The sequence below is a fragment of the Azotobacter armeniacus genome (assembly GCF_054779355.1).
The window spans coordinates 1-16,035 of the sequence record NZ_BAAGYK010000062.1 but is presented as its reverse complement, the minus strand read 5'-3'; the positions used below and the strand labels follow the sequence as shown (position 1 = coordinate 16,035).

The window sequence follows — 16,035 nt, the reverse complement described above, 5'->3', positions numbered from 1 at the left end:
AAGTTCAACGCCAAGCTCGCCGCGCTGAAGCCGGGCATGCCCTGGGAGCCGGGCGTGGCGCTGACCCCGCTGCCGGAGCCGGGCAAGAGCGACTTCCTCAAGACGCTGGTGGCCGACGCCCAGGCCAAGGGCGCCAAGGTGGCCAACCCGGGTGGCGGCGAGGCGCGCGAGACGTTCTTCTACCCGGCGGTCCTCTACCCGGTGACCCCGGAGATGCGCGTCTACCAGGAAGAGCAGTTCGGCCCGCTGGTGCCGGTGGTGCCCTACCGTGACCTGCAGACGGTGATCGACTACGTGCGCGAGTCCGATTTCGGTCAGCAGCTGTCGATCTTCGGCAACGATCCGGCCCAGGTCGGCCAACTGGTGGACGCCTTCGCCAACCAGGTGGGTCGGATCAACATCAACGCCCAGTGCCAGCGCGGCCCGGACAGCTTCCCGTTCAACGGTCGCAAGAACTCGGCAGAAGGCACCCTGTCGGTGTACGACGCATTGCGGGTGTTCTCGATCCGCACCCTGGTGGCGACCAAGTTCCAGGAAGACAACAAGCGGCTGATCAGCGAGATCATTCGCCAGCGCGAGTCGAGCTTCCTGACCACCGACTACATCTTTTGATGTGCGGCGCCGGACAGCGCTTTCTCGTCTGTCCGGCGAGTCATGCGGGACATGCGCCTCATATCTGCTCCGGGTTCGGGCGGAGGGTGAGTCGATGTCCCGGTGGCGAGTTATATCTAGTCTTTACGCGGAATTTGCTCTAATATTGCATCAGATGAATCGATTCACCATTTGCCCAATTTGAAGAGCTTTTCGGGTCTGGGGGCACGCCTTCATACCTTGAATAAATAAAATAAGAAGGTTTCCTGTCATGTCTCAGTGTGTATCTCCACACCTCCCATCTGTCTGTCTTTTCCATTGCCTGCATGTCTCGACTCATGGTTCCCGGCTGAGCGGTTCCGTGCCTGTGATTCCGGATGGGCAACTCCGGCACTCCTGGATCACGCCTGGCTGGCAGGACCGCTGGCTGGCCGCCCAACTCAAGGCCGGCAATTCCTGAAGAGCCTTGGAGCCATACAGAGCAGGGCATCCCAGCACCTCGATCAGAATCGGCTGTGGCAGCGTTTGTAGGGTAGCGCTGTCTTATTCTCGCCACCGAAAGGGGGTTTTTACCCCTGATTTTTGTCCTTCATCGGTAGTTGACGACAATGAAGAGCAACCATGACCAGCCTTCGCTCCGTAGTCCCTTCGTGGCCGGTTTTTCCCCGACCCACACGGGACTCCTTTCGAATATCGGTGTCCAGGCAATCATTCTGAACTTCCGCAATTTCCCCGCCGACATCACCCAAGGATCCTCACCCAAGGATCCGGGCGTTTGTCGCCGTAATAGGCGCAGTCCTTCACTTCGTGGAAAACAATAAAGAATCGGAGCGCATATGAAGAGAAAATCGATGAAAAAGGCACTTTATCCGCTGTGTGCCTTTCTTGCATTTCCCCTGGCAGCCCAGGCGGTCAATTTCAGCGGCTATTACCGCCTCGGGGTCGGCGGCAATACCAAAGGCGGTACGCAATCCTGCTTCCAGTTGCCCGGCGCGCCCTCGAAATACCGGCTCGGTAACGAGTGTGAGCTGTGGAGCGAACTTGCCTGGGATCACGATATCGCCCTTGCCGATGGGTCGACGATCTCCGGCATGGTCATGGGCGGCTTTTACAACCCCATTGGGCATAGGCCGAAGTTCAAGGACTCCAACGAACATGGCGGTGGCTCCTCACGGATCCAGCAGATGTTCGTCGAGTGGAAGAACGCCGCGGTGCTCAACGGCGGCAACTTCTGGGTCGGGCGCCGCTACTACAAGCGGAATGACATCCACATAACCGACTTCTACTACTGGAACCAGAGCGCCACCGGTTTCGGTTTCGACGAAGTGCCCATCGGCGACCTGCGCTACAGCTACGTCTTCTCGCGCAAGGACAGTTATTGGCAGAACCCCTACGTCACCCGCCATGACTTCAACGTCAACGGCTTCAAGACCAACCCCGGCGGTGAAGTGGAGGTGGGCGTCAGCTATCTGCAAAAGCCGAGCGGCGAGGATACCCACAGCGGCTGGTCGGTGGCCGTGCAACACAAGCAGAAGGGCTTTCTCGGCGGAAAGAACACCTTCGCCCTGCAATACGGCGAGGGGCCGGGCACGTCGCTGGGCTACACCGGCGATACCAGCCAGGATAAGGAAAACAAGAGCTGGCGCATGGTGGAGTACTTCGACTGGCAGACCACGGAGCGTTTCGGCGGCCAGTTCCAGCTGATCTACCAGAAGGACGTCCGTCCCGATGGCGACAACATGCGCTGGCTGTCGGTCGGCATGCGGCCGGTCTACGCCTTCACCGAGACGTTCAAGCTGGCTGCCGAGATCGGCCACGACCAGATCAAGGCGACCGACGGCACCCGCAAGCTGACCAAGTTCACCATCGCCCCGACCTGGTCGCCGGCCGGCCCGGGCTTCTGGACGCGTCCGGAACTTCGTGTCTACTACACTTACGCCACCTGGAACGAGGCGGCGCAGCGCGCGGCCACCGAAATGAACCCCGACTCCGCGCTGTCCGAGACCGGCGCCTTCGGTACCGACCGCCACGGCGGCAACTTCGGCGTGCAGGTGGAATACTGGTGGAAATGAAATAAAGCGGATCGATTCGACAGCGCAAGCCTGGAGGCATTTTTCATGCTGCCAGGCCTTCGCTATTGGGCTGATATCGCTTCTACTCGAATGCATATTCGAGTTCTGCCAGTTGGTTCGACAAGCCAATTGGACTCCCAAGATTCCGATATTGCGTTGCTGTTCTCGTCATAGACGAGTCACTACGGCTTGTCTCGAAACGTCGGTCATTTTGACTCGAGTTGAGCACCGGGCTGCTTGGCCGCCTGAACCCCACAGCCGGTAACTCCAGGGCGCCGTTTGGGAGGTCGTCCAGCAGCAGGTAGACGCCGACGAAGCCGGGTCGGTCGTAGCCATAGCCCACGAGCGCCAGATCGAGAATAGCGAATAGCTTGACGAGCAGGCGAAGACAAACAGTAGACCGCTGACCGGCCAGTACTTGCGTTTGAACGACAGGCGCATGGAGTGGTTCTTTTGTTTTTATTAAAGGTAACGTTAACATATTGGCGTATTACGTCACTTTCGTGGCTTGCTGTCAAGCACTATTGGCCTGTCTGGTTAATCCAATAACTCATTCCGAATAACTGCCAGCTTTGCTCGATGCACCGAGCCGATAATCGACTCAGCCGTTTTGTTCCAGCGGAACGGCTTGGCCGAATGTTCGTTATGAGCCTCGATGAACCGACGAATAGCCGCTCTCAGATCAGCCACGCTGCTGAAGGCGTCACGATAAAGCGCCCGTTTTTCCAGCTGAGCGAACCAGCCCTCCACGGCGTTCAGCCATGAGGCGCTGGTCGGCGTGAAGTGCAGCTTGAAACGGGGATGCTTCCCCAGCCACTCCTTGACGGCCGCAGTCTTGTGAGTCGAGCTATTGTCCAGAATCACATGCAGGTCCAGCTCGGACGGGGTGCTGCGGTCGATCTGTCGCAGGAACTCGAGAAACTCCCTGGCCCTGTGTCGCTGAGTGATACGGCCCATGACCTTGCCCGTCAGGATGTCGAAGGCGGCATACAAGCTGGCCGTCCCATGACGCTTGTAGTCATGCGTCCGCCGCTCAACCTGCCCGGGCTTGAGCGGCAGCATGGGCTGCGTGCGATCCAGCACCTGGATCTGCGTTTTTTCGTCAACAGACAGCACAAGGGCGTTGTCGGGCGGATTCAAGTACAGCCCGACGACATCGACCACTTTGTCTGTAAAGTGCGGATCGTTACTGATCTTGAAGGTTTTCAACCGGTGCGGCTTAAGATCGGCAGCCGCCCACACCTGTGCGACTTGCCAGATGCTGACCCCAGCGTACCTGGCCATCAATCGCAGGCTCCAGTGGGTAGCCTCGCGCGGCACCCGCTGGGTCGTCAGCGTCAGGATTTCCTTGATCTTCGCCTCGTCGAGCTTGCGCGGTGCTCCGCTGCGCCGCAGGTCACTCAGTCCCTCAAGGCCAGCCTCCTGATAGCGCTTGCGCCATTTGAAGATCACTGGCGCGGAGACGTGCAGCTGCTCGCTGATCTCCTTGGGCGTGAGGCCATTGGCCAGCAGCAACAGAATTCTGGCTCGCTGGCCGATGCTCTGAGGCAGCGACCCCATGCGCAGCCAGCCTTGCAGCTTATCGGCATCACCGGGGTTCAAGAGAAAAGGGGCTGCTGGCCGGGCCATATGAATGCTCAATCCACGGCGATAGAGCGCACAGTATACTGGCCCGGCATTGGATTAACGAACTTTACAGACAGTCCACTATCCTCTAATGAGGCGAGTGTAATTAGATTTTGATGAGATCTTGGCGAGGGCTTTCCGAACAGGCCCGGCAGATTCTGTCTGGTATCCCGGCATGCCCGGCCACGATCACAGTGGCACGATCGTCACTTCGCAGTGATACACCGATGTTCAGGTGTTTAAAGGAAGAAATATGAGCTGGAGCGAGTAGGGGAGTACGGAACCCCGCTCGGCACGGAGATCTTTCATCGTTGTTTGATATGGCACTGGGCAGTCGAGGCATCGCTTGCCCAGCGCCATAGGGGACGCTCAGCTCACTTCGCGAGCTTTTCCGAGACGATGGGGTAATGGTCCCAGACCTTCTGGTCGGTCAGCGAACGGACCAGCTTGATGTATTCGGCGTGGCTCCAGGCCAGAGGGGTGGCGGTGTTCGTGCCTTCGCCCTTCACGTAATTGTGGCGGCTGTTGTTGCCCACGCCGTCCCAGACCTGTTCCGGCAGCATCATGCCTTCGTTGGCGAACAGTTCCATGGCCTTGACGTAGGTATTCTTGAGCTGCGCCAGCTGCTCGGCGCTCAACGCCTTGGCCCCCTCCGGCAACTGGGCCTTGCTGCGTGCCAGCTCGTAATGACCACGCTCGCCGGTAAAGATGGGCCAGACGCGGCCGCGGAGCCCGGAGTTCAGTACGGGAGCCTCGGTTGCCGGGAAGTTGATGGCGGAAGATTCGCTCTCGCCGTAGCCATCGTTGCCATAGCGGCGCCAGCCAGGGAATTCGCCCTCGACTCCCGGGTAGGTGAATACGTACTTGACCTTCAGATTCTCGGGCAACTCCTGGCTGTCGAGTTCGTCCAGACTGCCGACGATGTGCGGATCGGTGGCGGGACGGACGCCGTAACGCACCAGCTCCAGGAAGCCGGCATCGAGAACCTGGCTTTCCGGCAGTCCGGGGCGGCTGTTGTTGTCGAGCAGGGGGGCGCCGTCGTTGGGGTTGTCGTTCTGGGTGATGCGCAGGTAATAGCGTCCGTCGCCCAGGCTGCCGTTTTGGGTGAACATGCTCGCTTCCAGCTTGTCGGAGTAGCCTTTCGCGGCGCTCAGGAAGCTTTGCGCCGCCTCGGCATCACCAGCATGGCCGGCGAGTTCGGAGGCTGCCACCAGACCTGCGATGACCGCTGCCGTGGTCGACGGCGAGTAGCCCCATTGCTCTTCCCAACGCTCCTGCTGGGTCTGCGGCGGGACGACCTTCCAATCGTTCCAGCCGACCTTCACCTGACCACCCTTGACCAGGAATTCTGCCGCCGGCTTGAGCATGCTCTGGTACCAGTGTTTGATCTGGGCATCGTCCAGTACGCCGGCCTGCCACAGTTTCCAGCCCAGCATGATGGGCATGGCGGTCTGGTCGAGCTGTACCCCGACCCATTCGATCTCGCCATCGACATGGGTTTTCTGCAGGAACCAGCCGGTGGCGCCGGAGGCGTCATCCTTGGCTTTGCCGTCCTGCTTCTGTTCGTGGATATAGGCCGAGGTGTCGCCTTGCATGAGCGAGGTGGCCTCGGTGACCTGGACTTTCTTCAGGTATTCGAAGGCGACCTTCGGCGTCTGCCGGTCGCCCAGCGCCAGCAGCGCCATCGCGCACTGGTAGAAGTCGCGCGGCCAGACCGCCTTGTAGCCGGTGGTGCCCTTCGAGGCCGGCACCGTCTCGCCCCAGGGATTGGACAGGGAGGCGATCAGCGCGCCGGCGTGGGTCTTGTCCTCCTGGGCCTTGAGCACCAAGGCGCTGACGTTGAGCAGCTTGCCGTTGTCCGTGCTTTGCGCGTACATGGCCGGCAGACCGGACAGAGAGGCCAGATAGTCCTGCCAGCCGATCGCCTCGCCCTCGCCGTTGTAGTGGGCCAGCACCTTGGCGTAGCCGCGGGCGAGCGTCTTATCCGCCGCCTGGTCGGCCTGCTGGCGGTTTTTCCCGAAGCCGACGACCAGGTCGATAGTGGTCGTGGTTCCCGTCTGGGGTATGCGTGCCAGCAGGGTGACGTTGCCCGGCTGATCTCCAGTGCTGGTGTACTGGTTGTCGAGCTTGCCGTCCTTCAGGTCGGTCAGACCGTCGGAGGTTCCGGCGAAACCGACGGTGGCGCTCTCCAGGGGCCGGCTCGCCTTGACCACCAGTGTCGTCTCGCCTTCCTGGGCGTACAGCGCCTGATTGTCGACGAAGGCGGAGTCGCCGCTGCCGTTGTTGCCGATGGCTGGATCAACATGCACATAGGCCTGGATGCCCGGCTCCTTGCTGCGGAAGATGACCCGCATCATCAGGGAATTCGCGTCTGGATCGGTGAAGACGTGCTTCTCGATCTCGTAGCGGCCCTGCTTGTCGCGGTTGATGATCTTGTAGGCCAGCGAGGTAGGGCGGCCTTCGCCGTCGACCGACAGGTACTGCACTTCGCTGTCGGTGTCCTGTGCTTCCAGGTCCAGGAAGTCGGGGCCCTGGATTACCAGTTGCATTTCGCGCAGTTGGGCTTCGTGGATCAGCCCGAACATGGTTTCGGTTACTATCCCCTGGGCCAGGGAAAACCAGACTCTCGAGACTTCGCCGGTGGCCGCGTCGGAGGCGTATTGGCCGTCCTTGTACTGCTCGTAGGAGGTACCGATACCGGTTTTTCCCGAATAGGACCAGAACGGCGCCGCTCCCGGGGCACCTGGGGCCACGTTCGTCGAGCCGCCGGCCGCGCCCATCGCGGCCTGACTGATTCCCAGAGCGCCTATCAGGACGCTCAGCAGTGTCTTGCGAAACCTTACTGGCTGCTGCATATGACCTTCTCTTTTTCTTGTGTAATGGTTGGGGAGACGCCGCCTTGCGGCGTTGGTGAGCGAAGCCGCTGGCTCGGGCATGCCGGCGCCTAGTGGCCTTGCAAAGACGCCTTATCGGCCATGATGGCCCGCGCTTGCCGGCTCGCGCGGCGAGACGACTGTGGCACCGCCGGCACCGGCACTTGTGAGCAGGGGAATGGCATCGAACGGGGAAAGGGAGCGGAACGTACTGCCCTTGAGGATGGCAGCCGTGTATAGAAAGAGTGTCTGACAAGCCGTAAGTCTGCCGCCAGTGGCGACGTTCATGGGGGCTGGCGCGTAGTCAAAGATAACCATAAGAACACCTTGGTACTTAGGCAGCGCTGTCTTTATGAGCTCTACACTCACCGCAAAGCGCATCTGCCACCGTGATCTTGTTGTTTTTATCCCTTCTCGTTCGGGCTGCTGGCGCACCGAGACGAACAGGTGATTAAGCGAGACACAAACTCGATTGGCAAGGCGACTGCCGGCTTTATCGAGGTAGCGCTATCTTATTCATGAACCTTTATGTTTGGCAAGTTAACTTTAACACAGACTAATCGCGCCAAGAGTTGCGCCGGGGGAGTCGTTACCCCGTTTGAGGGACATGCTGGAGACGTACTGGCGTGCCCAAAACAGGGGCTGCTGTTCTGAAGAGGCTGAAGCTCTGCCTGTCGTCCGGAAGGCCTTGGCCTCCCGGACGACGGATCGCGCTCAGCGTGCCGAGATGACGTTCAGGGCAGCGGGGTTGACCAGGTTGGCCGGACGCTGGCCGGCCAGCGCCGCCAGCAGGTTGTCGACGGCGCAGCGCGCCATGGCCTCGCGGGTTTCGTGGGTGGCCGAGCCGATATGCGGGGTTGCCACCAGATTGTCCAGGCGCAGGAGCGGCGAGTCGGCGGGCAGGGGTTCGCGCTCGAACACATCCAGCCCGGCGGCTCGGATGCGCCCGGCCTGCAGGGCTTCGACCAGCGCCGGCTCGTCGACCACCTTGCCGCGGGAGATGTTGATCAGGATGCCCTCCGGGCGCATCCGCGCCAGTTCCCGGGCGCCGATCAGCCCGGCCGTGGCGGCGGTCAGCGGCACCGTCAGGCAGACGAAGTCGGACTCTTCCAGCAGCGCCTCCAGCGAGCGGTAGCTGGCGGCGTAGCGCTGCTCGACTTCCGGCTTGGGCGACGAGCTGTGGTAGAGGATCGACATGCCGAAGCCGAAGTGCCCGCGCTGGGCCAGGGCCTCGCCGATGCGGCCCATGCCGACGATGCCGAGGGTCTTGCCGTGCACGTCGCTGCCGAACTGCGCGGGGCCGATGCTCTTCTGCCACTGCCCGGCGCGCACCCAGGCGGCCAGCTCGGTGACCCGTCGGGCGGTCGCCAGGATCAGCGCGAAGCCGGTGTCGGCGGTGGTCTCGGTGAGTACGTCGGGGGTGTTGCAGAGCAGGATGCCGCGCCGGGTCAGGTAGTCCAGGTCGTAGTTGTCCACCCCCACCGAGACGCTGGCGACGGCCTCCAGCTTTGGCGCCAGGTCGAGCAGTCCGGCGTCCAGCTTGAGGCTGGCGCCGAGCAGGCCGTGGGCGCTGGGCAGGGCGTCGCGCAGGCGGGCCAGGCCGTCGGCCGACAGGTTGTCGATGCAGGTGACCTGCGCCTGTTGGCGCAGGCGGGTCATCAGTTCGGTGGAAAGCTTCTTGTAGAGAACGATGTTCTTCATGGCTGCAAACTCCTCAGGGATTGGTCGCCGGCCGCGGCTGGCGGCCGGGCAGCGGCGCCGGGCGATCGCCGCTGGTGGGGTTGAGCAGCAGGGTCAGCACCACCGCGATCAGCAGCGCGCCGCTCATCAGCAGGAAGGAAGCCCCCGGCCCGCCGGTGGCGCCGTTCAGGTAGCCGACCAGCCAGGAGCCGGCGAACGAGCCCAGCGCGCCCATGCTGTTGATCAGCGCCATGGCGCCACCGGCGACGTTGGCCGGCAGCACTTCCGGAACGATGGCGAAGAACGGCCCGTAGGGGGCGTACATGCAGCCGCCGGCCACCACCAGGAGGGCGTAGGACAGCCAGAAGTGCTCGCTGCCCAGGGCGTAGGAGCCGTAGAAGGCCAGCGAGGCGATCAGCAGTGGCGGCCAGACGAAGACCTTGCGCTGCTGGAAGCGGTCGGAGGCCCAGGACACGCCGAGCATGCCGATCACCGCGGCCAGGTAGGGCAGCGACGACAGCCAGCCGGCCTGGACGATGTCCAGATTGGCCGCATCCTTGAGGATCGATGGCAGCCAGAGGACCAGGCCGTAGACGCCGATGCTCCAGCAGAAGTACTGCACCGAGAGCAGGATCACCTTGGGCGAGCGGAACGCCTCGCGGTAGTTCTTCACCGGCTTCAGGCCCTGCTGTTCGGCAGCCAGCGCCTGCTGCAGGTCGTCCTTCTCCTGTGCCGTGAGCCAGTCGGCCTGGGCCGGGCGGTCGTCCGCCAAGCGCCACCAGATGAAGGCCCAGAGTACTGCCGGCAGGCCCTCGATGATGAACATCCAGCGCCAGTCGAAGTGCTCGATCAGGTAGCCGGACACCACCGACATCCAGAGGATGGTCACCGGATTGCCGAGGATCAGGAAGGTGTTCGCCCGCGAGCGTTCGGCACGGGTGAACCAGTGGCAGAGGTAGATCAGCATCGCCGGCATCACCGCAGCCTCCACCACGCCGAGCAGGAAGCGGATGGCGATCAGCAGGTAGACGTTGGGGATGACCCCGGTGAGGGTCGCCAGGCTGCCCCAGAGGATCAGGCTGACGAAGATCAGCTTCTTGACGCTGCGCCTCTCCGCATAGATCGCGCCGGGCACCTGGAAGAAGAAGTAGCCGAGAAAGAACAGCGCGCCGAGCAGCGACGACAGCCCGGGGGTGATGTTCAGGTCCGCGGCCATCCCGGAGGCGGCAGCGAAGCCGTAGTTGGCGCGGTCCAGGTAGGCCAGGCTGTAGGTGATGAAGATGATCGGGATGAGGTACCACCAGCGACGGCTGGCGAGACGGGGACTTTGCATGGGTGTCTCCTGAGCTTGTTGTTTTTGTGGCAACAGGTACCGGCGGAGCCGGCAGTTATCGATCAGGCGTTTTGGGGCTGGGGCTCCTCCGACAGTTCGTGGCGATGGGGCAGGCCCTCCATATCGCCGATGCACTGCACGGCGCGGCTGCCGAAGGCATTGCCACGCTTTAGCGCCTGCGGGAAGTTCAGGCCTTCGAGCAGGGCGCTGACCACGCCGACGGCGAAGGCATCGCCGGCGCCGACGGTGTCCACCACGTGAGCGACCGGCACTCCGGCGATGCGCCCTTCGGCGTCGGCCGTGCGGTAGTAGGCTCCTTCGGGACCGAGCTTGATCACCACCGCCTCGGCACCGCGCTCCAGGTAGAAGGCGGCGATGTCGGCAGGGCTCTGGTAGCCGGTCAGCAGACGGCCTTCCTCGAGGCCCGGCAGCACCCAGTGGGCGAGGGCTGCCAGGGCATTGATCTCGGCGATCATCCGGGCTTGGCTCGGCCACAGCGACGGGCGCAGGTTGGGGTCGAAGGACAGGCTGCGTCCGGCGTTGCGCATGCATTCCATGAGTTCACGGGAGAGCGCGCGGCAGCTCTCCGAGAGCGCCGGAGGAATGCCGGTGGCGTGCAGATGGCGGGCCTGCAGCAGTTCGGGAACGAGGTCGGCGGGCGACAGGTGGCTGGCCGCAGAACCGCGACGGAAATACTCCACCCGCGGATCGCCGCCATCGGTTTCCCGGGATTTCAGCTGGAAACCGGTGGGATGTGCCGGGTCGACCTGCACGTGACGGCAGTCGAGTCCTTCGCGAGTCAGGCTGTCGAGCACGAAGCGGCCCAGCGAGTCGTCGCCGACCCGGCTCAGCCAGTTGACCTTGAAGCCCAGCCGCGACAGGCCGATGGCCACGTTGCTGTCGGCGCCGGCGATGCGCTTGCCGAAGCGCTCCACCCGGGCCAGGTCGCCGCTGTCCTCGGCGACGAACATGGCCATGGTTTCGCCGAAACAGAGCACGTCGATATCACGCATGCTGGCGCTCCTCCTGCGGCTGGCCGAGGCGGGAAAGGAGTTCGATGTGCTGGCGGCTGACCGCCAGCAGGTCGTCGCCCTGCAGGGGGTACTCGATGGCGCGCGGCACGCCCGCCGGGAACTGGCGGAACAGGCGCTGCCACTGCTGCAGGTCGACGGGCTCGGGGGGGAGGGCCACCCGCTTGCCGTCGTCGTTGCGCCCGACCGCCTTGCAGTGCACGTAGCGCACGTAGCGGCCGAGACGCTGGGCGGCCTCGTCGACCGGCTGTTCCTGCCAGAGCCAGTTGCCGATGTCGAAGGTCATGCCGATGTCGAGGTTCCGGGCCTCAGCTTCGGCGAAGAACGCCTGCAGCGCGTCGATGCGCCCGCCCTGGGCGGTCTGGTCGTTCTCCACTAGCAGTTGCAGCGGCTGACGCTCCACCAGGCGCGCCAAATCGGATAGGTCGGCCCCTGCGCGGTAATGGCCGAGCGAGACCTTCAGCCAGCGCGCGCCACAGACCAGGGCGCGCGCCAGGGTTGGCTCAAGAGCATCGGCGAGCCGGCCCTGCGTGGTCCACAGTTCGAGCGGTACGGAATACAGGCAGTCGAGCCCCAGGGTGCAGAAGGCGCTGGCCAGGGCGCGCGGGTCCGGCGGGGTGGCGAACAGTTCCTCGCGCAGTTCGGCGCGGGCGGCGCCGGCCTTGGCCAGCAGCGGCAGGAAACTAGCCTGGCCGCGCTCGCGCACAAGGCTGGCGCCATAGCTGGAAAGACTTACGGAGACGGGGTAGAGGGGCATTGTCGTTATTCCTCTGAAACCGGTTTCATTTTTGGCCGAACGATCCGCCGGCAGGTTGCCGGCAGGCTGTCAGCCGCGTGGGTGGGTGGAGCCTCGGACGATCAATTGTGCTTTGAAATCGAAGTGGCGGGCCGGCTCCCGGTCGCCCCGCAGGCGACCGAGCAGGCACTCGAAGGCGGTCACGCCTATCTCGTTGGTCGGCTGGGCGAGGGCGGTGATGCCGCTACCCACCAGGGGATACCAGTCGAGGTCGTCGAGGGCGATCAGGCCGATCTCCTCGAACAGCCGGCAGCCGAACTCGCGCAGTTGCCGGGTGGCAGCCAGAGCGGCCATGCCGTTGGCGGCGAACAGCGCCTTGGGGCCGGGGCCGGGGGCGCCGAGAAAGTTCTGCAGGGTGTTGCGGAAGGCGTCGCCGGTCTGCAGCACCTGACCCTTGAGCAGGGGGCGCCGGGCGATTTCGGCGTGGAATGCCGCGACGCGCTCCTGGCGCGAGCTGGTGCCGTCCAGGGGCTCGCTGACCAGCAGCAGGTCGCGGTAGCCGCGTTGCTGCAGATGCTCCAGGGCTTGGTGCACCGCATCGCTGTTGTCCAGCCCGACCAGATCGGCCTGCAGCGCCTCGACCTTGCGGTCCACCAGTACCATCGGCAGATCGCTGTGCAGGGACTGCAGTTCGCCGGCGTGGTGGCCGAGCGTGTTCACGATCAGGCCCTCGATGTTGTACGAGCGCAGGGCCGCCAGATGCTGGCTTTCCTGCTCGGTATCGCGGTCGGTGTTGCATACCACCAGGCTGTAGCCATGCTGGCGGCAGGCGGTTTCCACGCCATGCATCACGGCCACGGAATAGGGGTTGAGGATATCGGCGACGAGCATGCCGATCAGGCGGGTACGGCCGCGCTTCAGGCCGCGGGCCATCTGGTTCGGACGGTAGTCGAGGCGCTCGATGGCTTGCTCGATGCGCAGGGCGGTGGCATCGGCGAGCAACTGGCGGTCGCCGCCGATGTAGCGTGACACGCTGGCCTTGGAGACGCCGGCGGCTTCGGCCACTTCGCTGATGGTGACGCGGCTGCGGGCGGACAGAGACGGACCGTTCACGGACCTGGAACCTCTTCTTCTTGGTGTTATAGGCTGGCTTTCATCGCGGTGAAACCGGTTTCAGGAAACCGCAAAAACAATTCGGCGTCAAGGGGAAAGCTGCTCGATCCGGAAAAAAACACAGCCTCAGGACATGCCTGGCCTGTTTCCGAAGAGATGCAGTCGCACGGCAAAGGCTGCCAAAGGCAATACCTCGAGCATCAAGGGGGCGTTGTTCGATGAGCGGGCGGCCTGGGTCGCGATGGTGGGCATGTTCCCCGACTTGCGGGTGAGGGTTGCACGCGTCCCTGCGTGCCGGGTGCCTCAGACCTGCTTCAGGCGGTCCGCCAAACGCAGGGCGAGGGCGGCGATGGTCAGGGTGGTGTTCACCGAACCGACGGTGGGCATCACCGCGCCGCCGGCGATGTACAGGTTGGCGTGATCGTGGGTGCGGCAGTCCTTGTCCACCACCGAGGTCTTCGGGTCGTTTCCCATCAGGGCGGTGCCACCGATGTGGTTGTTGTTGGCGAAGCTGTCCTCGAAGACCACCTCCGTGCCGCCCAGCAGCTTCGCCGCGTGGGTATAGACCTCGCGGGTGTGCGCGGCGCTCTTGCGCACGTAGTCGTCCATCGTGTAGGTGAACTCCGGCTTGGGAATACCGGCCACGCTTTCCGTGGCGCTGGGCACGATGCGGTTCTCCGGACGGGGGAGGATCTCGTGGAAGCTGTCGAAGCGCACGAAGCGCGCGGCGCGGTCGCGGATCCTCTCCTCCAGCTCGGGGCCGAACAGCAGCGGCCCCTGCTTGATCAGTTCGGCGGCGACCTGATCGACGCGCGACAGGTTGGACAGGTGGATCTTCTTCGAGGCGTACTGGCTGCGGAAGGCGCCGTCGCGGAAGTCGATCAGCGAGGTCATTTCCTGCGGGCCGCGGCCGGGCCAGAGCTCCTCGTTGGCGTAGAAGCGGACTCCGGTGCCGGGATGGTCCATGAGGTTGCGACCGACCAGGTCCGAGCTGTTGCCGACGTCGGACATCAGCATCAGCTTGGGCGTCTCGACGCCGTTGGCGGCGAGCACGAAGGTCTTGCCCTCGACGCGGTGCTCGTTGCCCTGCGGGTCCTTGTAATGGGCGGCGACGATGCGTCCGTCCTGGCTCTTCTCGAGCTTGAACACCACGGCGTTCTCGATCAGCCGGGCGCCGGCCTTCTCGGCCTTCTCGACATGGACGATGCCGTTGTACATGGCGCCGATCGGGCAGATCGGCATGCAGTTGTTGTTGCCGCAGCAGGGCGGCCGGCTATCGTAGGACCGGCTGTTGCGCGCCACCGGCTCGGTGACCACGCGGTAGCCGTTGGCGTTGAGCACCGTCTTGACCCGCTCCTCGTTCCACGACAGCGGCAACGGCTGCATGGGATAGGACGCCGAGCGCGGCGAGCCGAGGTCCACGTCGCCCGGACCCCAGACGCCCAACTCGACCTCGGCGCGGGTGTACCACGGCTCCAGGTCGGCGTATTCGATCGGCCAGTCGAGGCCGACGCCATAGAGGCTCTTCAGCTTGAAGTCGTTGGGCAGGAAGCGCCAGGTCGAGGCCGCCCAGTGCCAGGTGGTACCGCCGACGGCGCGGATGTACTGCACGTCGTAAGGGTGCTCGCCCTTCTGGATCAGGTAGTTGTTGTTCGGATTGAATTCCGGGTGCGGGGCATGGGCGGGTGACGGGTAGGGCGCCTGGTTGTCGGACTTGTCCGGTTGCTTGCGGAAGCGTTCGGCAATCTCGTGGCGCGCGAGGCGCGGACCGGCCTCGAGGATCAGTACGTCCTTGCCGACCTTGGCCAACTGGTGGGCAACCAGGCTGCCGGCCACGCCGGAGCCGACGACGACGAAATCCGCCTTTTGCGTGGTGGCCATGCTCAAGCCCTCCGCAGGACTGGTTTTTCGGCCCAGGAGCCGGGGTTGCCGAAGCAGAAGGCACGGGGTGTCAGGGCGCCCTCCACTGCCGCGAACATCAGGGCGTCCTCATAGGTGACGACCGTGGCGGTGTAATCGCTGCCGACCATGCCGAGATACCAGCCGGCTAGGATCTGCCGGGCCAGCTCCTGCTGGGGTTCGTCCAAGACTGGCGGAGTCTTCTCGAGCTGGGTCTTCAGCTCGCCGAGGTTCTGGGCAAAGGCGGCGTCGCGTTTGGCCAGGGCTTCGTAGAGGCTCTTGCCAATATTTCCGTCGAGGTCGTCGTGCCCGGTGAGTTGCTCGGACACGGCCATGAAGACCTTCAGTTCGTCCGAGGAGACCTCCGACCCTGCCCAGATGGAGCCGGCCGGGCTCAGCAACAGGGCGCCGGCGGCGGCGCCGACACAGGCGGCGCCCAGCAGGCGGCGACGGGAAAGGGAGAACGCAGACAAGGGCAAATCGGGGGTTACGGAACCATGTTCGGGCATAGAAGTTCCACGTTGTTGTTGTTTAGTCAATAAATTCGGATTAAGCCCCGTTTTTTACGGTGCATTCCGATGTTTTGTGTTTTTTAAAACATCATCATGCTACTACAAACTCTAAATTTCAGCTGAAAGGATTCAGTCGCCTGTCGGTCTCTTGGGGGCCGATGTGGAGGATGTCATGCGCTCCCCAGGCGCGCCCATCGCTCACGCAGAATCACCCGCTCAGAGGCGCGGCACTGGTGCCTCTCTTGATCTCGGTCGTCAGGTATGTGCAGGCAACAGCCAGGGGCAAATGGACAAGGCGAATGTGGTCGAGTCGCTGGGGCAGAGGCAGCGGTTGGCGCTGGGATGCGACACGAGGCAAGCTGCCGGCCTGCGCCGGCATGGTCCGGCTGGAGGAGGGGGGGCGAAGGGGCTGCTCGAGCGGGGGCGCGGTTGCGGGGAGGGCTAGTGGCCTGTTTGGTTGGTTCAATTATTATTAACGCGGCAATCAAATTCACGATATAAAGGGACATGAAAAAGATCGATGCCCGAAAGCTCTCTCGAGAAACTCAGGACCAGATGCGACGCCTGGC

General features: G+C 63.5%; 11 protein-coding genes. 2 read left to right on the top strand and 9 right to left on the bottom strand.

Features of this window, described 5'->3' with window-relative positions; all coding sequences use genetic code 11:
* Both ACYVD0_RS11665 and ACYVD0_RS11660 read left to right on the top strand, forming a co-directional pair.
* Window positions 1-612 (top strand): aldehyde dehydrogenase family protein (locus ACYVD0_RS11665; protein ID WP_460426971.1); only part of this gene is annotated, 612 nt, incomplete at its 5' end.
* 815 nt (window positions 613-1,427) lie between these two features.
* Entirely contained in the window at window positions 1,428-2,663 is a 1,236-nt protein-coding gene (locus ACYVD0_RS11660) for a carbohydrate porin (protein WP_460426970.1), read from the top strand.
* A 537-nt stretch (window positions 2,664-3,200) separates the two neighbouring features.
* On the opposite strand, the gene ACYVD0_RS11655 is transcribed toward ACYVD0_RS11660, so the two are convergent.
* From ACYVD0_RS11655 to ACYVD0_RS11615, 9 genes are all read right to left on the bottom strand, one after another.
* Window positions 3,201-4,292, bottom strand: a complete 1,092-nt coding sequence (locus ACYVD0_RS11655) for an IS630 family transposase (protein WP_460426969.1) — start codon at window positions 4,290-4,292, stop codon at window positions 3,201-3,203.
* A gap of 371 nt (window positions 4,293-4,663) precedes the next feature.
* A complete protein-coding gene (locus ACYVD0_RS11650; protein WP_460426968.1) occupies window positions 4,664-7,144 on the bottom strand; it encodes a glucan 1,4-alpha-glucosidase in 2,481 nt (826 codons plus the stop codon).
* Between the two features lie 732 nt (window positions 7,145-7,876).
* Window positions 7,877-8,863, bottom strand: a complete 987-nt coding sequence (locus tag ACYVD0_RS11645) for a 2-hydroxyacid dehydrogenase (protein ID WP_460426967.1) — start codon at window positions 8,861-8,863, stop codon at window positions 7,877-7,879.
* Window positions 8,864-8,876: 13 nt separating this feature from the next.
* A complete protein-coding gene (locus tag ACYVD0_RS11640) occupies window positions 8,877-10,175 on the bottom strand; it encodes an MFS transporter (RefSeq protein ID WP_460426966.1) in 1,299 nt (432 codons plus the stop codon).
* 62 nt (window positions 10,176-10,237) lie between these two features.
* Window positions 10,238-11,188: a sugar kinase gene (locus ACYVD0_RS11635; protein ID WP_460426965.1), complete on the bottom strand. Its 951-nt coding sequence runs from the start codon at window positions 11,186-11,188 to the stop codon at window positions 10,238-10,240.
* Window positions 11,181-11,963, bottom strand: a complete 783-nt coding sequence (locus ACYVD0_RS11630) for a sugar phosphate isomerase/epimerase family protein (RefSeq protein WP_460426964.1) — start codon at window positions 11,961-11,963, stop codon at window positions 11,181-11,183. Before ACYVD0_RS11630 ends, ACYVD0_RS11635 begins: the two co-directional genes overlap by 8 nt.
* Window positions 11,964-12,032: 69 nt before the next feature.
* Window positions 12,033-13,055 carry a LacI family DNA-binding transcriptional regulator gene (locus ACYVD0_RS11625; protein WP_460426963.1) on the bottom strand — a complete coding sequence of 341 codons (1,023 nt, stop codon included), beginning with the start codon at window positions 13,053-13,055 and terminating at the stop codon, window positions 12,033-12,035.
* Window positions 13,056-13,358: 303 nt separating this feature from the next.
* Window positions 13,359-14,936 carry a GMC family oxidoreductase gene (locus tag ACYVD0_RS11620; RefSeq protein WP_460426962.1) on the bottom strand — a complete coding sequence of 526 codons (1,578 nt, stop codon included), beginning with the start codon at window positions 14,934-14,936 and terminating at the stop codon, window positions 13,359-13,361.
* Between the two features lie 2 nt (window positions 14,937-14,938).
* Window positions 14,939-15,427, bottom strand: coding sequence for a sugar dehydrogenase complex small subunit (locus ACYVD0_RS11615; protein ID WP_460426961.1), 489 nt, complete (start codon window positions 15,425-15,427; stop codon window positions 14,939-14,941).
* Window positions 15,428-16,035 lie beyond the last annotated feature (608 nt).